This is a genomic window from Lentzea sp. NEAU-D7, from assembly GCF_026242055.1.
Classification (GTDB): domain Bacteria; phylum Actinomycetota; class Actinomycetes; order Mycobacteriales; family Pseudonocardiaceae; genus Lentzea.
In genome coordinates this window covers 524106-547074 of the sequence record NZ_JAPJDL010000003.1, presented here as the reverse complement: position 1 = coordinate 547074, position 22969 = coordinate 524106, and the positions used below count along the sequence as shown (strand labels likewise).

Sequence of the window (22969 nt, the reverse complement as noted above, 5' to 3'; positions counted from 1 at the left end):
GGCAACGAGTGCCTTGAACTCGTGACCACACGCACGGACCAGACGGCGATGCTCGCGTGCGGTGCGGTGCTGCACCACACACGGGTCGCGTTGTCGGCGATGGGCTGGGACTGCCACGTGCTGCGGACCCCTCAGCCGGACGGCCAGGTCGCGTCGGTGCACCCGCGCTGGGAACTGGACCCGTTCTCGTGCGAGGTGGCCTCCGCGGCGGCGATCTCGTTGCGCAGGGCCGATCCGCGCCCCTACCTGGACGACGAGGTGCCGGACTCGGCGCTGACGTGGCTCCTGCACGCCGCCCGCGCGGAGAACTGCGAGCTGGAGCTGGTGGCACGGCACAGAGGAGTGCTGCTGCGGATGCTCGGGCACGACTGGCTGAGCACGGGCGAGGCGGTGAGCGCCGTGCTGCTGGCGTCGACCGTGTGGGGCCTGGCGTCGGAGCCGCTGCTGCACGAGGGCGAGGTGCTCGTCCGCGTGGGCTGGCAGTCGCCCAATGCCGAACCGTTGCCTCCATCGGCCCGCTAGCGCCTCCCTTTGCGAGGACTATGGGTGCGTGGACCGGGACAGAACGCTGGCGCACCTCAGCGAGGACGACTGGGGAAGGCCCGACTCGTCGTCGACCCAGCTCTACCGGGACCTGTGTGCGTTGCGCGATCTGCCGGTCGGGCAGCTGACGCCGACGTCGTTGCACCTGCTCGTGACGCACCAGGTGGGGCTGGACGTGACCGCGCTGCTGGCGCTGGAACACGTGGAGTGCGACCCGCTGCGGTCGGTCGCCCTGTACCCCGGCGACCTGCTCGCCGCTCTACTGAGAGTAGATCCCTCGTTCTGGGCCGATCACCCAGCGTTGCTGGCCAGGATGTCCGCTTTGCTTGATCGACTGCGCACCCTGCCGGACGGCGACTGGCACCTGCTGGTGTCCGCGGCGGAGCAGTTCCCCGGTTAAGCACGCATTAGGCGGCTCTTTGCCGGTGCGTGAGTTGCTTGCACCATGGCAAAGACTCTCGCGGCGGCCGGCCTCACGCTGGCCTCTCTCGCCGCCACCGCTGTGCTCTTCTCCCCCGTGGCTTCCGCCGAGACCTGCAAGGCTTCCTACTACTCGGGCGGCGGGACCACCGCCAGCGGCGAGCGCTTCGATCCGAACAAGCTGACCGCCGCGCACAAGACCTTGCCGTTCGGCACCAAGGTCAAGGTGAAGAACCGCTCCAACGGCAAGACGGTGACCGTGCGGATCAACGACCGGGGCCCGTTCATCACCGGTCGCTGCGTCGACCTGACCCCCAAGGCCTTCAAGGCGATCGCTCCGCTGTCACAGGGCGTAGTGGGCGTCACCGTGACAAAGGTGTGAACGAGTAGAAAAAAGCCAGTTTGCTTGACCCAATCGAGTGAACGAGATAGTCAGTCCGGGTGTTCGCGGCGATGAGTGGGCCTGCCAGGCTCGCAACCGGAGCGTTGATCGGCGTGGTCGTCGCTGCGTTTTGCGTGCTGGGGACGTATGTCGGATCGCTCGTGGCGAGCGATCCGACCGCACCGGACAGCGATTTCCCGGCCCGCGTCTCGCTCATCAACACGCCTTCGCTGCTTCCCACGGAATCCGAATCTCCGTCACAGACAGTGGCGTCCAGCTCATCGTCCGCAGCGTCGTCGAGTTCCAAGTCGACGACCAGCAGCACCACCACGACCACTACGACGACAACCACCACGACGACCACGACTACGACAAAGGCGCCGCCGCCCGTCACGACGACGACCACGCGCCCTCGGCCGCCGACCACCACCACCACGACCAGGCAGTGCGGCCTGATCTTCTGCTGATCAGCCGGTCGGCTCGGAGCCGAGGTTCAACCCCACCGGGCACGACACACCGGTGCCGCCCAGTCCGCAGTAGCCGTAGGGGTTCTTGGCGTCGGACAGGTACTGCTGGTGGTAGTCCTCCGCGTAGTAGAACTCCTTCAGCGGCGCCAGCTCCGTGGTGATCGCCCCGCGCCCCGCCTCGCTCAGCGCCCGCTGGTACACGGCCGCGGAAGCCTCGGCGGTGACCCGCTGCCCTTCGTCGGCGTACAGGACCACCGACCGGTACTGCGTGCCGACGTCCGCGCCCTGCCGCATGCCCTGGGTCGGGTCGTGGCCCTCCCAGAACACCCGCAGCAGGTCCTGGAACGGCAGCGCGCCGGGGTCGAAGACGACGAGGACGACCTCGGCGTGGTCGGTGCGGCCCGAGCAGACCTCTTCGTAGGTCGGGTTCGGGGTGACACCGCCCGCGTAGCCGACGGCCGTGGACCAGACGCCGGGTGTTCGCCAGAAGAGCCGTTCGGCGCCCCAGAAGCAGCCCAGCCCGAAGACCGCGGTGCGGTGGCCGGAGGGGAACGGTGGCGCAATGCGACGGTCCGGGAACACCGCGTGAGAGTCGGCCACGGTGATCGGGTCCGGACGGCCCGGCAACGCGTCGGCGTCCGTCACCCGGCGGGCTTTGTCTCGACCGAACAGGGCCATGACCTGCATTGTATGGATCATCGGGCTTCGATGTGACTTGGCACATGAAAGCATCCCAATCGGGCACCAAAGCAACTGACGATCAGCGAGAATTTCCGCACCGTCGTTCGCTGGGGGTTCCGCCATGTCCGCTCGCGCCCGCCGAGCCGCGCCCGTCGTGGCCGTGCTCGCGCTGCTCGTCGCCGTCGGCGCGGGGGCGTGGGCGGTCTGGGGAGACGGCTCCGGCAACGCCTACGCGAGCGATGTCGTGACGACTCCGGACCCGACGCCCCGATTGCCGTACGTCGAAAGCACCGACCCTCTGGTGGACCCTCCCGGCGACATAGCGTTCAAGAAGACCGGCCGCACGGAGATCTTCGAACGCGACACGCTGCTGTCCGAGGACGAGCTCGAGATCGCCCGGGCGACCGGCGTCGCCAAGATCGACGCACGCGTGACCAGGCGGACGGACGGCACGGTGCTGGGCGTCTGGAGGTTCACGCTGCGGGACGGCGCGGACCCGTTCGCCGCGCTGGACGAGTTCGACGGGCTCTACAAGCGCGGCAACCACCAGCTCGTCCCCGGCGGGGACGACGTCCTGCTGCGCCGTTTCGTCCACGAGGACGACAGCGCGGTCTACCACGCGCACTACGTCCGCGGCCGCGACGTGCTGCGAGTGGACGGCTACGGCCCCAGCGCCACGGACCAGGTCGTGGACCTGCTCGAGCGGCAGCTCGCACGCTCCCCGGCGGAAGCCGAGCCGGAATGATCTCGACCGGTACCTCCGCGGCGCCGAACGCCGAGGCGACGCACGTACCGAGGCCCGGCGTCGTGCTGATCCGCGCTGTCGCCGCCGTCCTGGTCCTGCACGGCTTCCTCATCGGGCTGTGGACGACCCAGCACGGCGTCCGCCTCGGCTACCTCGACGCGGTGCGGCACGTGCTGAACCGGCCGCTGGGCATCGGTGAGGACTTCGGCGTGTTCGCGGTCATGCTGCTGCTCACGACCGGCGGCTACCTCGCACAGCTCGACCGCGCTCCGCTGCGGTGGCAACTGGTGCGCGGCTACCTCCCTGCCGGGGTCAGCGCGGTCCTCGCCACGATCGTCGCAGCGCTTGGCGCACAGGTCTGGACCGCTCCCCTGGCCCCGATGACCGGCGTCCTCGCGGCCGCCGGAAACATCACGCTCGTCAGTCAGGTGGTGAACGGAGTCCAGCTGCTCTTGCCGCTGGCATGGCTCGTGCTGCTCCTGCTGGCAGGCGCCGCGGCCGCGGCGGTGATCAACGAGTACCGCGGTCTGGCGATGCTGGTCGTGCCGCTCGGGCAGATCGTGCTGTCGGCGGCCGTGGTCGCCGTCGCGCCGGACAGCCGGCTGGCCGGGGTGATCGTCTTCTTCCCGTTGGTGGCCGTGGGGCAGTTGATCGCACTCGCTCAGCGGGCAGGGCTCAAGTCGGGGTTCGTGGTCGCGTTCGGGTTCCTGAGCGTGTTCGTCATGGTGATGCTGCAGACGCTCAAGCCCGAGTTCGCCAGGTGGTGGTACCCGGTCCCGGCGGTGTTCACGATGCTGCTGGTCGCACTGGGTGTCGTGTTCAGCGGTGACCTGGCCGCACGACTCACGAGCTTCTCCGCGGTGCGCTGGCTCAGCGACCACGCCGTCTGGCTCGCCCTGCTCCAGGGCGTCGTGGGATACGCGGTGATGGACGTGCTCGGGTTCTTGCCCGTAGGCGTGGCACTGGCCGTCGCGGTGGTCGCGACGGGCGCGGCCGCATCGGCCTGCCATCGGCTCGTGCTGCGAGTACCGGCATGAGCAACAAGCCGGGGTACATGCCCGGACTCGACTTCGTCCGCGTCGTCGCGTCGGTCGCCGTCGTCTACCACCACTACGCGGACTGGATCCACCTCGACCGCCAGCAGTACGCCACCGCGAACGAGGTCAACTCGCTCCTGGTCGACACGCTGCACCTGAACCCCACCCTCGGGTTCGCGGGCGTGGCGGTGTTCCTCCTGATCAGCGGCATGGTGATCACCGGAGCGTCGTTCCGGGAGAGCGGTCCCGAGTTCCTGGCGCGGCGGACGGTGCGGCTGCTCCCCGCGTTGTGGGTCGCGGTGTTCATCGCCTGGTCCGCGGTCAGCCTGGGGCTGCTGCCCGCCACCCTGCCCGCGGACTTCAACGACCTGTTCCTGAACGCGTTCCTGGTCAACTACCTGGTACCCGGGACGTCCGAGGTGCTCGGCATCGACTGGACGCTGGCGCTCCAGTTCGTCTTCTACTTCTACGTCATCGCGACCATGCCGCTGCTCAGGCGCTGGCCGTGGGTGCCTCAGGCCGTCGCGGTCACGCTCGTGTCGGTGCTGATCTCCGTCGTACCGCCGGAGGGCGGGCCGCCGTTCAGCTTCCTCCGCCAGGTGGCGACGTTCCTCCCCGTGCTGTTCATCGGACAGCTGATCGCACTCGTGCGGTCGGGGAGGCTGCCGATGCTCGCCGGTGTCTCCCTCGGCGCGATGCAGTTCCTGCTCTTCATCAGGGCGGACCTGACCAGCGAGACCTGGCCGGGCAACGGTGAGGCTTACCCGCGTACTCTCGCCATCCTGTTGATCGTGGTGTTGCTGGCCAGCCGAGCCGACGGAAAACTGGTGCGGGCGCGGTGGGTCGCGGTGGCCTCCAAGCGCACGTACGGCATCTACCTGCTGCACATCCCGGTCGGCATTCCGTTGCGTCGCCTGATCACCCCGTTCACCGGATACTGGCTGGCCATGTGCATCGCGATCGTCGTGGTGCTCATCGCGACAGAGCTGATGTACCGCTTCGTGGAGACTCCGGTGGAGCAGTGGTACCGGAAGCGGACGAAGGCACGCAGCACCAGGTCGACCATTGGTCAGGGGAACCGGGGGACATGAACGCGGTCGCATGCACGATCACCAGGGAGAGCGGGCTGCCGCTGGCGACGGTGCTCGCCCGGTCGTACCTGGAGCACCACCCCGGCAGCCGGTTCGTCATCGCCGTGCTCGACGCCGAACCCGGCGCCCGCTCGGAGGACGGCGTCACGCTGCTGGGTCCGGGTGCGATGGGGGTGCCCGAGGACGACTACTTCAGCCTGGCCACCGCCTACCCGCCGGAGCAGCTCGCCGAGGCGCTGAAGCCGTTGTTGCTGCGCGAGCTCCTCCTCGACGCCGATGTCGCCGTGCACCTCACGTCGTCGAGCTTCGTGCTGGCGCCGATGGACGACCTGCTCACCGGCCGGCACGCGCTCGTGGTCTCGCCGCACTTCCAGCGGCCTTTCGACGACGTGCGGTCGGACGAGGGCCGGCTGGTCGGCACCGGGGTGTTCGACCCCGGTTTCGTCGTGGTCTCGCAGGGTGCGGCGGAGTTCCTGGACAGCTGGGCGGAGGCCGTCCGCACCTTCCACGCCATCGACCTCGGCCGTGCCGTGTGGGCCGACCAGGCGTGGTTCGACCAGGCCGTGAGCCAGCGGGAGCACCACGTCGCGCGCACGACGGCCGGCGTCTGGAACGCCTTCGAACGGCAGGTCGGCGCCGGTACTCAGGTGATCGACCTGCTCGGGTTCGACGCGACCAGGCCGTGGCTGCTGAGCTCGCACCTCGCCGGGCGTCCGCGCACGCTGCTCTCCGCGCGCCCCGACCTGGCACCGGTGGTCGCCCGCTACGCCGCGGCGCTGACCGAGGCCGGGTTCATCGCGCCGGAGGACGTGGCGCCGTCGTGGCTGAGCGAACTGAGCGACGGCACCAAGATCACGCCGCTGCTCCGCGCGATCTACCGGAAGGCCTGGGTCGAGGACGACGAGCAGGCGCCGCACGCGTTCAGCGGCAAGCCGTTCCGCGACTGGCTGACCGAACCCGAGCTCGGCACGCTGAACCGGTGGGCCGCCGCGATCTGGCGCGACCGTGCTGACCTGCGCGGCTACTACAACGACGCGGCCAACCCCGGCTACCTCGACTGGCTGCGGGCGTTCGGGGTGCCGGCGGGCGACCTGCCCACCTGGGCGATCCCGGCACCGCCCGCGCCGATCACGCCCGCGAACGACGAGCTCGGCGTCAACCTACTCGGCCACCTCACCGCGGTGCTCGGCGTCGGTGAGCTGGGCCGGTCGCTGCACGACGCGCTCGCCGCGGCGAACGTGCCCACGGCGTCCGTGATCGAGGACGAGTTCGTGGTCAACGAGCTCGGCATCGACGCCCCGGAGGACGTCAGCAGGCCGCGGTTCCCGGTCAGCGTCCTCTGCGTGAACGCCGACCTCACCCAGGCGGTGCTGCGGGCGCACCCCGAGGTCGCCGAGGGCCGGCACAAGATCGGCGTGTGGTCGTGGGAGCTCGACGAGTTCCCCGAGTCGATGCACGTCTACGACAGCCTCGACGAGATCTGGACGATCAGCGAGTTCTGCCGCGAGGCGATCGCCGCGCACACCACCAAGCCCGTGAAGGTGTTCCCCATCCCGGTCAAGGAACGGGCAGCGGTCACCAGAAAACCGGGCGGGCGTACCAGGTTCCTCTTCGCGATGGACTTCAACAGCGTCTTCAAGCGCAAGAACCCGCTCGGCACCATCGAGGCGTTCCGGCGTGCCTTCCCCGGTCGCGACGACGTCGAGCTGGTGCTGAAGGTGATCAACGGCAAGCAGCACGTCCCGGCCGCCGAGCAGCTGCGGGCCGCCGTCGCGCTGGACGACCGGATCACGCTGATCGAGAAGTACCTGTCCGCGCAGGAACTGCACGAGCTCTACGAGAACAGCGACTGCTACGTGTCGCTGCACCGCTCGGAGGGCTTCGGCTTCACGGTCGCCGAGGCGATGTCCATGGGCATCCCGGTGATCAGCACCGACTACTCCGGCACGGCCGAGTTCCTGGACCCGGTGAACTGCTGGCCGGTGCCGTACGAGATCGTTGAGGTCGGACCAGACGCCGCGCCGTATCCGCCTGACGCGCACTGGGCCGAACCGGATCTCGACGCGGCCGCGCAGGCCATGCGCGAGGTCGCGGACGATCCGGCACGAGCCGCCGAACGAGGGCTGGCCGCGCGGGACCATCTGCGTCGCACGCGCAGCACCGAAGCGGCAGCGAAATGGATCGAGGACCAGGTCGGGGACGCGTTGCAGGCCTGGCGGGAGCGTTCCCACCCGGCTCCGCCCGTCGTTCCCGAACCGGAACCGGCGGCTGGGCGAGGTGTCTCGCCGGTTCTACGCAAGGCGATACTGCGGGTGGTCAGTCAGGTCGAGCGCTATAGGTCATCCGGACCAACGGTCCGATAGGCCGGATCACGACTTGGCGGTTGGCCGGTCAGCCCTCAGGCAGGACATGCACAATGGCCGGGTTCGCACATGGAGAAAGGGGCTGTCAGCGTGAACTGGCAGGACGAACTGCGCAAGCTGGACGACGAGCTTGCGAGCGGCCGGATCTCGGCTGACGACTACCGGGTTCGCCGCGACCAGGTGCTGTCCTCCAGCAACGCGGGCGGCCAGCAGGCTCCCGGACAGCAGCGCTGGCAGGCCCAGCCGCCGTCGGCGGGGCCCGCGACCGGTTCCCAGGCGACCCAGTACATCGCTCCGGTCGGCGAGCCGCCGAAGCCGCCGAACCCCGACGCCACGCAGGTCGTGACGCCGCGGCCGCCCGATGCCGACCGCACGCAGGCCGTGCCGAACGCGGGCATGGGCCAGCCGAACTACGGCCCTCCCTCTCCCGCTCACGGTTTCCAGCAGCCCGGTCCTCCCCCGCCGCCGTGGCAGGTGAGCAGCGACCAGGCGCCGCCGTGGCTGACCCAGTCGAACGACAGCTGGTCGCGCTCGGGGCCCGAGGTGTTCGACGAGACCTCGTCCGGCAAGGGCAAGAAGGTGTTCGCGATCATCGGCGTGGTGCTGGTCATCGCGCTGATCGGTGGTGCCGTCTGGTGGTTCGGCCTGCGCAGCGGCTCCGGCGGTGGCGGTGGCACGACCGCCGCCTCGACGGCGACGACCTCCACGACCACCAAGCCCAAGACCCCGCTCGAACTGCTGCCGGCGGCGCCCGGCACGGCCGACCCGAACAACGGTGAGGTGACGGCGGAGAAGCTGGTCACGGCCGGCTTCCTGACCGCGGACGACGCCGAGGCGCTGACCACGGCGGGCGTGCAGAAGATCGCGTTCAAGGGTGGCAAGGAAGACGCTTTCACCTACCACGCCGAGGTCTTCGAGACCGACTCCCCGGAGAAGGCGACCAAGCTCGCGACCGATCTCGTCGAGGCGGCGGGCAGGTCCGGGATGGTCGAGGGTGCGCGCGGCGCGCTGCCCCCGAAGTCCAACGTGCTCCAGCTGATCAAGCCGAAGCAGAGCGGCTCGTACCTGGTCGTGTACGCCACCGGCAAGCAGGTCGTGCGCGCGATGACGGTCCAGGAGCCCATCGGCGACTCCGACACCGATCTGATCAGGAAGTTCCAGGAGTACAGCGTCGCGGTGTCGAAGAAGTTCCCGACCTCCTGACATGAGCAACGACGTCGTCGACTACGCGGACGGCGCCGAGGACGCCGTTCTCGAACGGCTCCGCGCGGCGGCGGACGTCAGCGCCGGTTCGGCTGAGCTCGCCACGAACCTCGGTGGTTCGTGGGAGCTCAGCTACCACTTCTCACCGCAGCGGCTCGGGCTGCTCGCCCCCCTGGACATCCGGCCGGGGCAGCGGGTGCTCGACGTCGGCTGCGGAAGCGGCGTCCTGAGCCGCGCCATGGGCGAGGCGGGCGCGGAGGTCGTCGGTGTCGAGGGCGTGCCGTTGCGCGCGGCCGCGGCACGGGAACGGTGCCGCGACCTGCCGGGCGTGCGGATCGTCGACAGCCCCGCCGTCGAGCTGAGCAAGCACGGGACGTTCGACCTCGCGATGGTCTGCGGGGTGCTGGAGTACTGCGATCCCGAGCAGTTGCTCGGTGACGTCGCCGAGGCGCTGGACGCCGACGGCGCGCTGGTGCTGGCGATCGAGAACCAGCTCGGGCTCGGGTACCTGCTCGGCCGGGCTGAGGACCACCGCGGCAAGTCGTGGGTCGGCCCCGCCGGTTACCCGGGCTCCGGCGCGCGGACGTGGAACAGGCAGCGGCTCGGCGAACTGCTCTCCGCCGCCGGCTTCACCGCCCAGCGCTGGCTGGCGCCCTACCCGGACTACAAGATCCCGCGGATCGTCGTGGACGCGTCGCTGCACGACCGTCCCGACGCGCCCGAACTGATCGACAAGCTCGTGCGCGACCCGCTGCAGGGCGCGTTCGGCGGCACCGTCGGTGCTGTCGCCGGCAGGCTGCCGCACCGCCTCGCCGTCTCGGACGGGTTCGGCATGGCGGTCTCGCCGTCGTTCCTCGTGATCGCGGCGCGCACGCGGGAGTCCGTCGAGCGGACCCTGCGGCCGGGCCTCGCCTGGATGGTCAACAACGGCAGGTTGCCGCAGTGGCGCCGTTCGCGGACGCTCACCGGCGATCTCGACCTGGTGATGGCCGACGGCCGCGAGAGCGCGGCGGGGTGGCTGCGCCAGGTGCTCGTCGAGCGCGATCCGGTGTTACCGGGTGTCGCCCTGGACAGCCTGCTGCTCGACGCCTTGGCGGACAACGACCTCAGCGAACTGAGCGACCTCCTGAAGAAGTGGCGCCAGTACTGCACGGCCGACGCGCGGCCCGCCACCGACGTCGACGTGCGCCACCCGTTCCTGCCCGGCCGCGAAGGTGTCGCGGTGCTGCCGCCGGACTGCCTCGACGTGCACCCCGGCAACTTCATCGTCGCGGACCACGGGACGTACCACCGGATCGACCTCGAGTGGCAGGCCGAGTCCGGAGTGGACTCCGAACTGGCGCTCGTGCGGGCGCTGCTGGAGTTCGCCCGCGAGGTCCACCGCAGCGGCGCCGCGCACCCGTGGCCCGCGGAGTGGTCGATCCGCAGGCTCACCGAGGAGCTGACCGCGCTCGCCGCGCTGCCCGCCCCGCGGTGGGACGACCTGCTTCCAGCCGAGGCGACGTTGCAGGAACTGGTCAGCGGCACACCGGCGGACGAGGTGCTCGCCGCATTGCGCAGCGAGCTCGACGTGCCCGGCAGGCCGAGGCTCTGGGAAGGGCCCGCGCTCACCGAACTGCAGGACGCCGCGGCCTCGGTGCCGCACCTGCACGCACAGGCAGTGGAGCTGAACGCGCGAGCGGTCGAACTGACCGAGCGGCTGCACGAACGCTCCGAGGAACTGGAGAAGCTGCACGAGCAGTCGAACACGGCCGCCGCCGCGCTGCGCGAGGAGATCGGCCGGCTGGACGACCTGGTCGGCAACTCGTTGATGGAGCTGGCCGACACCGACGCCCGCCTCACCGAGCAGACGGCGCTGGCGGAACGGCTCGCCCGGGAGAACGCGGAACTGCGGGCACGCCTGGACAAGCTGGACTCGTCGTCCATCGTCCACATCGGACGCGACTACGTCTGGCCCGCCGCCCGCGCGGTGCGCGGCACGCGCGACCTCCTGCTCGGCAGGGGTGGTGAGGAGACCGACGCGGTGCTGCGCCGGCTGGGCCCGATCGCACCGCTGGTCGGTGGCCGGATCCGCGAGGTGAGCAAGCACCAGCGCGCCGAACGGATGCGCTACGAGGTCTCGGTGCCGTCGGACGAGGTCGTGGTGGGCCGCGGCCAGGTCGTCGAGCTCGAAGGCACGGCCGTGCACGACGACCTGCCGGTGCACACCGTCGCCATCCGCGCCGACGGCAGGACCTGTCCCGGCACGACCGGCCATCCCGGCAACGGGATCCGGCTGCGCGTGCCGGTGCGCGCACGCACGTCACCGGGTTCCATCGCGCTCGAACTCCTGGTGACGCTGGCGGACGGCACCGTCTTCCGCAGCGACCTGCCGCCGTTGCGCGTCCGTCCACGGCCGGCGGTCGAGCGGGCCGAGGCGGTCTGGCCCGCCACCGGGCCGAAGGTCGCGATCTGCCTCGCCACCTACAACCCGCCGCGGCACCACTTCGCCGCCCAGCTCGACACGATCCGCGCGCAGACCCACCAGAACTGGGTGTGCGTCATCAGCGACGACAACTCGGACGAGACCGGCCGGGCCACGCTGCACGACGTGGTGGGCGACGACCCCAGGTTCGTCGTGGTCGAGCACGACCGGAACGCGGGCTTCTATGGCAACTTCGAGCGGGCGCTGCAGATCGTGCCCGCGGACGCGGAGTTCGTCGCCCTGTCCGACCAGGACGACCTGTGGGACGCCGACAAGATCGAGACGTTGCTGGCCGAGTTCGCCGACCCGTCGGTGCAGCTGGCGTACGCCGACATGCGGCTGGTCGACGACAACGACAGGGTGATCGCCGAGAGCGTGTGGACCGGCAGGTCGCGCCAGAACACCGACCTGGAGCAGTTGTTGCTGCTCAACACGGTGACGGGCGCCGCGAGCATGGTGCGCGCGGACGTGCTGGCCGAGCGCATGCTGCCGTTGCCGCCGAGCACCCCGGCGTCGTACCACGACCAGTGGCTCGCCGCCTGCGCTCTGTCGATCGGCGGGATCGCGTTCGTCGACCGGGCGCTGCACTCCTACCGCCAGCACGGTGCGAACGTCACCGGCTGGCAGGTGCCCCGCCTCGCCGACGGCCTGCCGGGCCTCAAGGGACTGGCCAGGTACGCGCTCGGTCTCGACCAGGACTCGTTGGCGCACAAGCAGCCCGAGCTCGACCACATCGTCGAGCACGAGACCCGCCGGATCGCGCAGTTCGCGACGGTGCTGCTGATGCGCAACCACGACCTCATGTCGCCGGAGGCGGTTCAGCACCTCTCGCGGCTGACCACGGCCGAACGCAGGCTGTGGCCGTTGGTGCGCCTGGCGCTCGAAGGCGACCGCCCGGACACGGCAGGTGCCGAACGGAGGCTGCTCGCGGCCGCGTTGTTGCGGCGCGCCCAGCGCTAACGGGATCTCGCGGGCGCCAGACCGCAGTCGACGAGCACGTCGTCCAGCACGTCGTCCGCTCGCACGACGGTCTGCGCCCACTTCTCGGCGCTCGCGAGCCGCGCACGTTCGACACCGGCCCGGATCGCGTCCTCGCGCCTGCGGTCGCGTGCGTACTTCTTCTCCCAGGCGACGTGCGGCAGGACGTCCAGGCGCAGCACCCGGACGGCCTGCGGCTGCCACTCGGTGATCTCCGCCGCGGCCGTGCCGGGGCCGAGCGCGATGACGACGTCGTAGAGGCCGACGCGCTCCCGGCTCCACGGCTCGGGTTCGGCGCCGGACACGACCTCGATCCCCGCGGGCCGCCAGTCGTGCTCGGGTTCCTCCGGCACGAACAGCGTGACCGCGGCCTCGTGGTCGCGGTCCCTGAGCTCGGTGAGCAGAGCCGCGTCGAGCTCCTCCTCGCCGGCGACCACCAGGATCCGCGAGGTCGTGGGGCGGTCGCGCAGCCACCAGAGCCGGTGGGTGTGCTCGTGGATACCCAGCGAGGGCGGACGGGTCGCCAGGTCGTCGGCGTGACGGCGGCGGAACACCTCGCGGTTGATGTCGGAGAGGCGTTCGGCCGTGGCCGTCGAGCTCGTGCCGTGCCGGACGTGCAGCACCCGTGACGCGGGCTGGACCCACACCTGCCAGCCGTGCCGGCGCAGCGTGAACTGCAGGTCGGTGTCCTCGTAGTAGGCGATGTGGTACTCCGGCGAGAAGCCGCCGACCTCGTAGAACGCCTTGCGCCGCATGACGAGGCACGCGGCGGAGGCGTAGTCGACGACGCGGGGGTAGAACGAGTCGACGTCGTACTGCCCGTCGCCCCAGCCCCTGCTGTACGCGTCGCCGCCGAGGAGACTGCCCGCCTCCTGCACGCGTCCGTCGGGGAAGACCATCAGCGGTGCGACCGCGGCCGCCTCGGGCTTGCCGTCGAGGAACTCGAGCAGAGGCGGGAGCCAGCCCTCGGTCACCTCGACGTCGGCGTTGAGGAAGCAGACGAACTCGGTGCCCGCGTGCTCGACGCCGACGTTGCACCCGGCACCGAACCCGAGGTTCTGGCTGAGCCGGACCACGGTGGCCGATTCGAGGTTCTCCTGGAGCCACTGCCCGGTGCCGTCGGGCGACGCGCTGTCGACGACCACGACCTCGTAGGGCTCGGTGGTGTGCTCGGCGAGCACCTCCAGGCAGCGCGCGGCCATCGGTCCGCCGCCGTAGGTGACCAGGACGAACGTGACGCGCGGGTTCACCGGCCGCGCAGCTTTCCGTAGACGACGCGCGGCAGCCGCGACCAGCGGTAGAGCTTGGTGGAGCGCATCGCCGCCAGCTCGGCGCGTTCCGCGGCCAGAGCGGCGAGCACGTCGCGGTGCCGTTCGGCCAGGTCGGCGTGCAGCCGGCGCTCCGTGGCCAGGTCGGGCCCGATGTCGCCGCTGCGGCTGAGCATGTGCTCGACGAGCGCCTCCCGTTCGGCGATCAGCCGGGCGTGCAGCTGCCGGTGCGCCTTGCGCAGCGCCCGGTTCTCCGCGGCGAGCAACGCGATGCGCGGCTCGACGGCCCCGGTCTTGGCGAACGCCTCCTCCGCCAGCCTGGCCACGGCGTTGAGGTGCTCGTCCAGCAGCCGGACCGCCTTGGCGGACCGCTCGACCTTGAGCGCCCGCCGCATGGCCGTGACCAGCCTGCTCGGCGCGGTGACGACCTGGTCGGGACTGCCGAACTGCTCGACGGCCTGCCGGTCGGTGCCCTTCGGGTCGAACAGCACCCACGTCCGGCCAAACGCTTGCGCGGCCGCTGCCACGTGTTCGTCGCAGGCCACCACCGCGGCCGCGTTCGCGATCACGGCCAGCCTGTCCTCGACGACGGCGTCGTGCGGCATCGCCGGCCAGCTGGACTCCTCCGGCTCGACGCCGGTCGGCAGCACCACGACGTGGTCGATGGCGAGCAGCTCGGCGGCCTTGGCGACGGCGGGCCGCAGCCGGGCGAGCGGCGTGGTCGCGGTGACGTGCAGGACCAGGTACCGGTGCTCGGGCAGCCTGCCGAGCTGCTGGAGGTGCTGCACGCGGGCGGTGAGGACCTCGGGCTCGACCAGCCGGTCGGCGAGCACCCCGAGGTTCGGCACGACGTCGGGCCCCTCGTCCCGGGTCGAGAGCACCTCGATGCCGGTCCTGCCGCCCGACCTGACCGCGACCCCGACCGCACGGCCGGGCAGTTCGGCGATGTCGAGGGGCTCGGACGGCGACACGACGATCAGGTGGAAGTCGTCGGGGCCGACCGAGCTGATCGGTGTCGCCCCCAGCCCGCCGTCGGCGCGATGGGAATGCTCTCGCCGCGCGAGCGCGGTGATGCGCCAGTCACCCAGCCGGTCACGCAGCTCCCGTTCGAGGACGCGCACGGGCAACTGGTCACCGAGCCCGTCCAGCTCGGTGCTGCACAGCAGGCCGAGTGCTCCCCCGACGGCGGTTTCTTCACGCACCGCCCTGACTCTACTGGCCTGACCTCGCGCAGAACGGCGAGTCGGCAAAGGTGCAACCCACGACGCGTGCTACACGTCTAGTACGGGTGTAGGAGCCACTCGGAGGCGACACATGTTGATCACCGTGACTTTAGTCACATTAGGCGGTTTGGCGTTCTTGGTGCGAACCGTAGCGGTCCTCCAGGCCGTTTCCTCTACCAAGAAGGCCAACGATTACCCTGCGCCACAAGCGTCTGCCAATTGAGATACTCGTTCGGAGTACGTCTTACGGCAGAACGTTGCCTTACCGTACGATCCTTTCGGGTCGTATGACTGATCAGTCACCCGAAGGGGACCTCACAGGGGTAGGTGCGCCATGGACCACGCACTGAACAAGGTCATCGAGCTGCGCGAGAACGGCTTCCAGTTCCTCCACCTGAGGGACGACGCCGGGCAGCTCGACCGGATCATGGCGTTCAAGCAGCGCAGAGGCTTCATCGACTCGATCCTGTTCTGGTCGGAGACGGAAGCGCGCGCGGGACGTCTTCCCGCGGTCCGCGACTCGGCTCGCCCGGCACAGGCCGTGTGGATCTACGAGGGCCCGCTGGTCGAGGCCGTGGACAGGCTGCTTGACCTGCCTGAACCCGGCGCGCGCAACGCTCCCTCGCTGATGAAGGCGACGGCCTCGGACTTGGCCGTCGTGACGACGCTGCCGTTCAAGCTGAAGCTGCCGCCGGGGGCCATCGCCTAGCCGGCCCGTCAGTTCTTTCCAGGTCGCCGCGCTTCACGGCGCTGTTCCACGCTGCCCGGACGAGGCGCGGTGACTCTCGGAACTCACGTTTTGCAGGCGGGCACGCTGTGTCCAATACGACCAGAATCGTGACGTTCGGTAGCACCTGGCGTTGTCGCCGGTCTTTCGAAGCCAGGGCCCCTCAGAATCGTGCGCCGTCCCTCCAAAGGATGAAGAACTTCCCTCGCCTGAGTTACGCAGCTTGATGTAGAGGGTCCGAACACGACACGTTCGCGCCTATGAACCTCAGGAAGACCGTCGCGGGGGCCGCTGTTGCCCTCGGCAGCGCAACCGTCATGCTCGGCCTGGGTGGTATCGCCAACGCGGACACCGGGTCCGCCGCCGTTCACACCACGCCCGACCTCGGTGGTCAGCTGGGCGACATCGCCACCGTCGGCGACCTCGCGTCCGTGGACACCGCCGACGCGGCGGGCAAGATCCAGGCCCTCAACGCGCAGGACCTCGACGCCGCCGCGCTGGTCGAGAACGTCGACGCCGGTGCCTCCGGTCTGCCGGCCTCCACGCTGCTCGGCCTGAGCGAGCCGACCGGCGTGCCGACCGGCGCCGCGTCCGTCGACATCTGATCCGACAGACCTTCCTGGCCGGGGCGGCGCCCGATTCCCTCCCCCTCGAATCGGGCGCCGTTCCTCTTTTCCCGGACTACCGGCCTGCCGCGTAGCCCTGCGCGCCGCGTGGATTCGCGCCGGCGCGCAGAAGTCCGTCGAAGGCGTCCCTCGCCACGGCGGACATGCGGCCCAAGGTCCACTCGCCGGCGTCCACGACCTGGTGGCCACGCGATCGCAACGCATCCAGGACGTCCGCGCCGGCGCGGGACTCGATGACGAGCTCACCCGGCGTCCAGGCCCGCGGGTAGAACGAGCTCGGGAACGCGTTCGAGTGCCACATCGGCGAGTCGATCGCCTCCTGCAGGTTCAGGCCCGCCCGGTGCGCCAGCCAGAAGCCGAGCTGCCACTGGTCCTGCTGGTCGCCGCCGGGAGTGCCGAACGCGAGCGCGGGACGGCCGTCGCGCAGCGCCATCGACGGCGACAGGGTGATCCGGGGACGCTTGCCGGGTGCCAGCGAGTTCGGCAGCCCCTGGTCCAGCCAGAACATCTGGGCGCGGCTGCCCAGGCAGAAGCCGAGCGACGGGATCGTCGGCGACGACTGCAGCCAGCCGCCGGACGGCGTCGCGGAGACCATGTTGCCCCAGCGATCCACGACGTCCACGTGCACGGTGTCACCGCGCGTCACGCCGGAGCGTTCCACGGTCGGTTCGCCGATCGCGCCCGTCGGGTCGGAGAGCTGGGTCGACGGCCCGCTGATGATGTGGTTGGGCAGCAACGGTTCCCGGCCGTCGGGAGAGCCGGGCCGGAGCTCGAACGACGCCGTGGAAGAGATCAGCGCACGCCGTTCGGTGGCGTACTCGCGCGACAGCAGCGTCTCCAGCGGCACGTCCGGGACGTCGCCGTACCAGGCCTCGCGGTCGGCGAACGCCAGCTTCGCGGCCTCGACCGCGAGGTGCACGGTCTCCGCGGTCGGCTTGCCGTCCACATAGGACAGGTCGTGGCCCTCCAGCAACCGGAGCTGCTGCGCCAGCACGGGTCCCTGCGTCCACGCGCCGGCCTTCACCAGCGACCACTCGCCGAAGTCGGCGACGAGCGCGTCCTCGTAGGAGGCCTCCCAGGACGCCATGTCGGCACCGGTGAGCACGCCCGCGTGGTCACGTCCGGAGTCGTCGCGGAACTCCGAACGGCAGAACTCGTCGATCTGCGCGGCGACGAACCCCTGCGACCACGCCCGGCGCGCGGCCTCGATCTGCGCCTCGCGGTCGGCACCGGCGGCCTCGGCGGCGGCGAGCAGCCACTCCCAGGTGTCGGCGAGCTTGGGGTTGCGGAACCGGCCGCCGGGAGCCGGCAGGACGCCGTCGGGCATCCACTGCGCGGCGGAGGTCGGCCAGTGGTCGCGGAAGAGGTCCGAGACCATCCCGATCGTGTGGGCGGCGCGTTCGACGAGCGGGAAGCCGTCGCGGGCGTAGCCGATCGCGCGGTCGAGCACCTCACGCAGGGTCTTGGTGCCGTGGTCGCGCAGGAGGGTGAGCCATCCGTCCCACGCACCCGGCACCGTCGCGGCCAGCAGTCCGCTGCCGGGGATCAGCGACAGCCCCAGGTCGGTGTAGTGCTCGATCGACGCCCCGGCCGGCGCCACGCCCTGCCCGCAGAGCACCTGCGGGGCCGCACCGGCGGCGGAGAAGATGATCGGCACCTCGCCACCGGGGCCGTTGAGGTGCGGTTCCACGACCTGCAGGACGAATCCCGCGGTCACGGCGGCGTCGAAGGCGTTGCCGCCGTCCTCCAGCACCGCCATGGCCGACGCGGAGGCCAGCCAGTGGGTCGAAGCGACCATGCCGAAGGTGCCGACGAGTTCTGGGCGCGTGGTGAACACCCCATAAAGGTACGCGAGGCTAACTATATTGCGTGACTCCAAGTGACCTACACCCCAGGCCCGAACGGAGCAGACCCTGATCTCCGTGCGACTTTGGTCGTAGCGGACCGTGACAGATCTCCTACCAGAGGTCTACCGACGCGGACGATGTTTCGAACACCGTCGAACGGCACAGTTCTACACATGGGAATTCTGGGAATCGCGACGATCTTCATCGGCCTCGCGCTCGTGGCAGCGGTGCCGTTGGTGGCCCTGCTCCACTGGACCGACCGTTGAGTTCCAGGTAACGAGCGTTAACCTCCTCGCGAGCAGTTCGCTTCGAGGAGGATGAAGGCATGGAGATCTCGGGTACCGCGGCCATCGTCACCGGTGGCGCGTCCGGCCTCGGCGGCGCCACGGCACGTGCCCTGGCGGCGCGTGGAGCGCAGGTGTTCGCTCTCGACCTGCCCAGCGCCATCGCGAACGCCGAGGCGATCGAGAACGTCACCTACCTGGCCGCCGACGTGACCTCGGGCGAAGAGGTCCAGGCCGCCGTCGACACGGCGGCGGGCTCCGGCGCCCCGCTGCGCATCACGGTGAACTGCGCGGGCATCGGCCCGTCGTCCCGCACCGTCGGCAAGACCGGCCCGCACGACCTCGACCTCTACCGCAAGATCATCGAGGTCAACCTGATCGGCACGTTCAACGTCCTGCGCCTGGCCGCCGCGGCCATGGGCAAGACCGAGGAGCTCGAGCACGGCGCGCGCGGCGTCATCATCAACACCGCGTCGATCGCCGCTTTCGACGGCCAGATCGGCCAGGTCGCCTACGCCTCGTCCAAGGGCGGCGTCGTCGGCATGACCCTCCCGGCCGCCCGCGACCTGAGCAACGTCGGCATCCGCGTGCTGACCATCGCGCCCGGCATCGTCGACACCCCGATGCTCGCCACGGTCTCCGACGAGTTCCGCGCGGGCCTCGCCGCCGGCATCCCGTTCCCGAAGCGCCTGGCCCAGCCGTCGGAGTACGCGCAGCTCGCGCTCTCGATCATCGAGCACGACTACCTGAACGCGGAGGTCATCCGCATGGACGGCGCTCTGCGCATGGCTCCGCGCTAGAGGTCTCCGGCAAAGGGCAAGCGGGTCATCGCGTCCGAGGTCATCCACTCGCGCAGGCGGTGGGTGGCCCGGACGTCGTCCTCGTTGTACCACAGCAACCGCTGCCGCTGATCGACGTCGAGCTCGTCGCCGTTCATCCCCACCGCGGCCCGGTACCAGCGCATGGAGTTCTCGCCACCGGCCTCGGGATCACGCCACGAGAACCCCGCGGCCGGCGCGATGACCTTCAGGCCCTTGCCGTGCGCGCACAGGAACTGCTCGCGGACGATCCCGAACAGGTCGACCCACGAGTCGGACCCGATGAACTCCTTGATCTGCGCGACCGTCGGGATCCCCGGCTTGCCCGCGAACCGCTCCGCCGAGGACAGCAGCCAGCGGTTCTCCGCGAGCTCGTTGTAGCAGTAGGCGCGGAACGACAGACCGCGCGCCTTGGCGCGCAACCGGACACCGGTCAGCCAGGTCCAGAACTCGGCGAACGAACGCGCCTCGTCGTCGCACGGCAGCGCGTCCCACGTCACGAAGGCGCGGTAGCCGTGCTCCTCGTCGATGTCCTTTCCGGACAGCAGGCAGCCCCACATGTACGCGCCGAGGTCGCCGAAGCTCTCCATGTCGACGTCGACCTCGACGTCCGCGCGCGGCACGTTCATCTCGGGCACCCGGCGCACGAGCGTCAGGTCGCGCAGCCACGCCCGCGCCAGCACCACTGCGTCGCCGAACGGCATGCCGACGAGCTGGACCGGGCCTTCCGCCAGCGGGTCGAGCTCGGCCAGCTTGTCCACAGTGGACAGGCCGATCTTGCGCAACGCCACCGCGTCCTCGCCGCGCACGACGAGGCTGACGTCCCTGCCCTGCTTCAGGTCGCGGTCGCACGTCGGCCACCACGGGCACGTCTTGCAGTCGACGATCCGCGACGGGCGGGCCAGCGGGTCCTTCTCGTTCGCGGCCGCCAGCGCCACGGCCAGCCGGTCGCTGAACCGGGCGTCGTACTCGGCCAGCGCGTTGCGGCCGCCGGGCCACGTCGGCGCCTCGAGGTCGTGCCACAGCACGACGTCGGCGTCCATGCCGATCACACCACCGGTGGCGCGCCCGTTGCGGGCGTAGCCGGCGGCCTGCAGCTGCCGTTGCGCGTGGGCCAGCCGCAGCTGGTCCCGGGGCTGAGGACGGACCTTGCGGTGCGGGTCCGCCCGGCTGCCGTCGGGCAACGGCATCGTCAGCGGGCTCGTGCGAGCGCCCTGACCGGGATCGGTGATCTTGTGCCGGACCACCAGCACCGGCACGTAACCGGTGGAGTCCTTGACCAGCAGGTCGATTCCGCCTCGACGGCCACCGCGCGGGTCACGGGGCAGCGCGGCGCCCCAGATGTACGGCGCGCCCATCTCCATCGCGGCGAGGGTCACGCGTTCCCGGTCCGCGCTGCGCACGTCGGGTCCGCTCGGCACCTCGAAGAGGTTCGAGCCGACGATCCGGCCGAGCGCGTCCGCCACCGCGCGACGGTGGTTCGTCGCGTCCGCTTTCCGTTGTTCCGAAGCCGGATCCGGCGCCGCCTTGGGGGCGTCGCGCATTTCCGGATCGTTTTCGAGGTGCACCCGCCGCCGACAACGAGTGACCACGCCGGCGTCTAGCTGCACCTGGGAAGTCACAGGATGCAGGGTATGTCGCGCGTCGGGGAGATGTGTCGGCAACCTGGGCAGTAAGTTTCACGTGACGGAGGAGGTGTACCCGAATGGCGCGCAAAGCGAAGGCCGGCTTCACGCCCGGCCGAGCCAAGAACCTGGTCGGTGTCGCGAAGGTGGTGGCGCCCGCGCTCATTCCGGTGCTGGCTCCGGTGATCGCCCGCGGAGCTGGGGTTTTGAGCGAGCAGTACGACCGGTACCGGGCCCGCAGGCTCGGCATCGACGTCGCGGACATCGGCAGGTACTCCGGATACGGCGCCCGGCTGCACGCGCGAATTGTCGGCTTTTCGGAGTCGCTCGAGACATTGCGTGCGACAGATTCCGATTGGGTTTCGAAGACCGAGACCCGGCTGACGCAGTTGCTCGCCGCCGTGCGCGCATCCGAACGCATGCCGACGGCCCGGCGCAAAGCAGCGCACCGGGCCGTCGGGACTGATCTGGAGGTGCTGGAGCAGGAGTTGCTCAGGCGCCTGAACGTGCGCTGACCTCCGGCGTCTTGCCGGTCACCTCGGCCACGGCCTTGACCGCCGCCTCCTCGACCACCTGACCGGGGTCGAGGTGCGCGGTGACCTCCTCCATCACCTCGGCGACGCGCTCCTCACGCCTGATCATCGGGTCGGAGCGCAGGTCCTTGGCGAGCGAGACGCACAGCCCGACCATGACGACCATGAACGGCAGCGCGGCGATGATCGTCAGGTTCTGCAGCCCTGTCAGCGCGTTGGACCCGCCGACCAGCAGCATGACCGCGGCGACGGCACCGGTCAGCACGCCCCAGAAGATCACCACCGGCTTCTTGGGCCGAATGGTGCCCTCCTGCGAGAGCGTTCCCATCACGATCGACGCGGCGTCGGCCCCCGACACGAAGAAGATCGCCACCAGGACCATGACGATCACCCCGGCGACCGCCGCCAGCGGGAACTGGTCGAGCAGCGAGAAGAGCTGCGACTCGGGCGTCGACTGACCGGCGAGGTCCACGCCGTTGCGCTGCTCGTAGATCGCCGTGCCACCCAGGATCGCGAACCACACCAGCGACACCGCGGACGGCACCATGATCACGCCGGCCACGAACTGCTTGATCGTGCGGCCGCGCGAGATCCGCGCGATGAACATGCCGACGAACGGCGTCCACGAGATCCACCACGCCCAGTAGAAGATCGTCCACCCGGACATCCACGTCTCGGTCGCGTCGCCACCGGAGGCGGCGGTCCGGCCTGCCATGTTGGCGAGCTCGCGGAAGTAGTCGCCCAGCGCGGTCGGCACCAGGTTCAGGATGAAGACCGTCGGGCCGACGACGAACAGGAACAGCGCCAGCACGACGGCCAGCACCATGTTGATGTTCGACAGCCACTGGATGCCCTTCGCGACACCCGAGACGGCCGACGCGACGAAGGCCACGGTCAGGATCGCGATGATCGCGACCAGCACGCCCTTGCCGACGCTACCGGCCCAGCCGGCTGCCTCCAGGCCGCTCCCGATCTGCAGGGCACCGAGCCCCAGGGAGGCGGCCGAGCCGAACAGGGTCGCGAAGATGGCCATCACGTCGATGGCACGGCCCCAGCCCGACGAGGCACGGCGGCCCAGCAGCGGCGTGAACGCCGAGCTGATCAGCGAGGACCTGCCGCGGCGGAAGCTGCTGTACGCGATGGCGATGCCGACGATGGCGTAGATCGCCCACGGGTGCAGCGTCCAGTGGAACAGCGTGGTGGCCATCGCGGTCTCGAGGGGATCGCCCTCGGTGCCGGGCGGCGGCTTCACGAAGTGGGTCAGCGGCTCGTTGACGCCGTAGAACATGAGGCCGATGCCCATGCCGGCGCTGAACATCATCGCGACCCAGGAGACGGTCTTGAACTCGGGTTTCTCGTCGTCCTGGCCGAGCGGGATCTTCCCGTACCGGCTGAACGCGAGCCACAGGGCGAAGACCACGAACCCGGAGGCCGAGATCACGAAAGCCCATCCCAGATTCTGGATGATCCAGCCGAGCGCGGCCTTCGAGGCGGCTGCCAGCGAGTCTGTTCCTACGATTCCCCAGGTCACGAACGCAAGCGTGAGACCTGCGGCAACGCCGAACACAACCCGGTCGGTACGGCCCGGCCTGTCGCATTGAACGGTCATGCGGCCCTTGGTACCCGGTCATGGACCTGGCCAAA

20 protein-coding genes are annotated in these 22969 nt (G+C 70.1%); 13 read left to right on the top strand and 7 right to left on the bottom strand.

From position 1 onward, the window contains the following. Positions 1 to 21: 21 nt before the first annotated feature. From ORI60_RS09565 to ORI60_RS09555, 3 genes are read left to right on the top strand one after another with little or no spacing between them, the layout of a single operon-like run. Positions 22 to 522 (top strand): hypothetical protein, encoded by a 501-nt coding sequence (locus ORI60_RS09565; protein WP_266036453.1) that lies wholly within the window; start codon positions 22 to 24, stop codon positions 520 to 522. 28 nt (positions 523 to 550) lie between these two features. Next, positions 551 to 943 carry a contact-dependent growth inhibition system immunity protein gene (locus ORI60_RS09560; protein WP_266036451.1) on the top strand — a complete coding sequence of 131 codons (393 nt, stop codon included), beginning with the start codon at positions 551 to 553 and terminating at the stop codon, positions 941 to 943. Between the two features lie 45 nt (positions 944 to 988). Further along, positions 989 to 1345 (top strand): septal ring lytic transglycosylase RlpA family protein, encoded by a 357-nt coding sequence (locus ORI60_RS09555; protein WP_266036449.1) that lies wholly within the window; start codon positions 989 to 991, stop codon positions 1343 to 1345. Here the strand turns inward: ORI60_RS09555 and ORI60_RS09550 are convergent. After that, positions 1326 to 1751: a hypothetical protein gene (locus ORI60_RS09550; protein WP_266036448.1), complete on the bottom strand. Its 426-nt coding sequence runs from the start codon at positions 1749 to 1751 to the stop codon at positions 1326 to 1328. The genes ORI60_RS09555 and ORI60_RS09550 overlap by 20 nt on opposite strands. Positions 1752 to 1812: 61 nt before the next feature. Further along, positions 1813 to 2490 (bottom strand): peptide-methionine (S)-S-oxide reductase MsrA, encoded by a 678-nt coding sequence (gene msrA / locus ORI60_RS09545; RefSeq protein WP_266036446.1) that lies wholly within the window; start codon positions 2488 to 2490, stop codon positions 1813 to 1815. Positions 2491 to 2614: 124 nt separating this feature from the next. Between msrA and ORI60_RS09540 the strand changes: the two genes are divergently transcribed. From ORI60_RS09540 to ORI60_RS09515, 6 genes are all read left to right on the top strand, one after another. Further along, on the top strand, positions 2615 to 3238 hold the full coding sequence (locus tag ORI60_RS09540; RefSeq protein ID WP_266036444.1) for a hypothetical protein: 624 nt from the start codon (positions 2615 to 2617) through the stop codon (positions 3236 to 3238). After that, entirely contained in the window at positions 3235 to 4275 is a 1041-nt protein-coding gene (locus ORI60_RS09535; protein ID WP_266036442.1) for a hypothetical protein, read from the top strand. The genes ORI60_RS09540 and ORI60_RS09535 overlap by 4 nt, the downstream gene beginning before the upstream one ends. Then, on the top strand, positions 4272 to 5366 hold the full coding sequence (locus ORI60_RS09530; protein ID WP_266036441.1) for an acyltransferase family protein: 1095 nt from the start codon (positions 4272 to 4274) through the stop codon (positions 5364 to 5366). Before ORI60_RS09535 ends, ORI60_RS09530 begins: the two co-directional genes overlap by 4 nt. Next, positions 5363 to 7729 (top strand): glycosyltransferase family 4 protein, encoded by a 2367-nt coding sequence (locus tag ORI60_RS09525; protein ID WP_266036440.1) that lies wholly within the window; start codon positions 5363 to 5365, stop codon positions 7727 to 7729. Before ORI60_RS09530 ends, ORI60_RS09525 begins: the two co-directional genes overlap by 4 nt. Before the next feature lie 69 nt (positions 7730 to 7798). Then, entirely contained in the window at positions 7799 to 8932 is a 1134-nt protein-coding gene (locus ORI60_RS09520; RefSeq protein ID WP_266036438.1) for a hypothetical protein, read from the top strand. 1 nt (position 8933) lies between these two features. After that, positions 8934 to 12356: a glycosyltransferase gene (locus ORI60_RS09515; RefSeq protein WP_266036437.1), complete on the top strand. Its 3423-nt coding sequence runs from the start codon at positions 8934 to 8936 to the stop codon at positions 12354 to 12356. Here ORI60_RS09515 and ORI60_RS09510 read toward each other — a convergent pair. Together ORI60_RS09510 and ORI60_RS09505 are read right to left on the bottom strand one after the other, a co-directional pair. Beyond that, positions 12353 to 13624 carry a glycosyltransferase family 2 protein gene (locus tag ORI60_RS09510; RefSeq protein WP_266036435.1) on the bottom strand — a complete coding sequence of 424 codons (1272 nt, stop codon included), beginning with the start codon at positions 13622 to 13624 and terminating at the stop codon, positions 12353 to 12355. The two genes, ORI60_RS09515 and ORI60_RS09510, sit on opposite strands and share 4 nt — an antisense overlap. Then, positions 13621 to 14844, bottom strand: a complete 1224-nt coding sequence (locus ORI60_RS09505; protein ID WP_266036433.1) for a hypothetical protein — start codon at positions 14842 to 14844, stop codon at positions 13621 to 13623. The genes ORI60_RS09510 and ORI60_RS09505 overlap by 4 nt, the downstream gene beginning before the upstream one ends. Positions 14845 to 15199: 355 nt before the next feature. Here ORI60_RS09505 and ORI60_RS09500 point away from each other — a divergent pair, with 355 nt between their 5' ends. Together ORI60_RS09500 and ORI60_RS09495 are read left to right on the top strand one after the other, a co-directional pair. Next, on the top strand, positions 15200 to 15574 hold the full coding sequence (locus tag ORI60_RS09500) for a hypothetical protein (RefSeq protein WP_266036431.1): 375 nt from the start codon (positions 15200 to 15202) through the stop codon (positions 15572 to 15574). 278 nt (positions 15575 to 15852) lie between these two features. Next, a complete protein-coding gene (locus ORI60_RS09495) occupies positions 15853 to 16197 on the top strand; it encodes a hypothetical protein (protein WP_266036429.1) in 345 nt (114 codons plus the stop codon). A 76-nt stretch (positions 16198 to 16273) separates the two neighbouring features. Here the strand turns inward: ORI60_RS09495 and ORI60_RS09490 are convergent, their stop codons facing one another. Beyond that, positions 16274 to 18055, bottom strand: coding sequence for a gamma-glutamyltransferase family protein (locus tag ORI60_RS09490; protein ID WP_266036427.1), 1782 nt, complete (start codon positions 18053 to 18055; stop codon positions 16274 to 16276). Positions 18056 to 18390: 335 nt separating this feature from the next. On the opposite strand from ORI60_RS09490, the gene ORI60_RS09485 reads away from it, so the two are divergent. Next, positions 18391 to 19149 carry an SDR family NAD(P)-dependent oxidoreductase gene (locus ORI60_RS09485; protein ID WP_266036425.1) on the top strand — a complete coding sequence of 253 codons (759 nt, stop codon included), beginning with the start codon at positions 18391 to 18393 and terminating at the stop codon, positions 19147 to 19149. On the opposite strand, the gene ORI60_RS09480 is transcribed toward ORI60_RS09485, so the two are convergent. Continuing rightward, entirely contained in the window at positions 19146 to 20789 is a 1644-nt protein-coding gene (locus tag ORI60_RS09480) for a TM0106 family RecB-like putative nuclease (protein ID WP_266036423.1), read from the bottom strand. The two genes, ORI60_RS09485 and ORI60_RS09480, sit on opposite strands and share 4 nt — an antisense overlap. Positions 20790 to 20872: 83 nt before the next feature. Between ORI60_RS09480 and ORI60_RS09475 the strand changes: the two genes are divergently transcribed. After that, positions 20873 to 21307: a DUF6474 family protein gene (locus ORI60_RS09475; RefSeq protein WP_266036421.1), complete on the top strand. Its 435-nt coding sequence runs from the start codon at positions 20873 to 20875 to the stop codon at positions 21305 to 21307. Here ORI60_RS09475 and ORI60_RS09470 read toward each other — a convergent pair. Next, entirely contained in the window at positions 21285 to 22934 is a 1650-nt protein-coding gene (locus ORI60_RS09470; protein WP_266036419.1) for a BCCT family transporter, read from the bottom strand. The genes ORI60_RS09475 and ORI60_RS09470 overlap by 23 nt on opposite strands. Between the last annotated feature and the right edge of the window lie 35 nt (positions 22935 to 22969).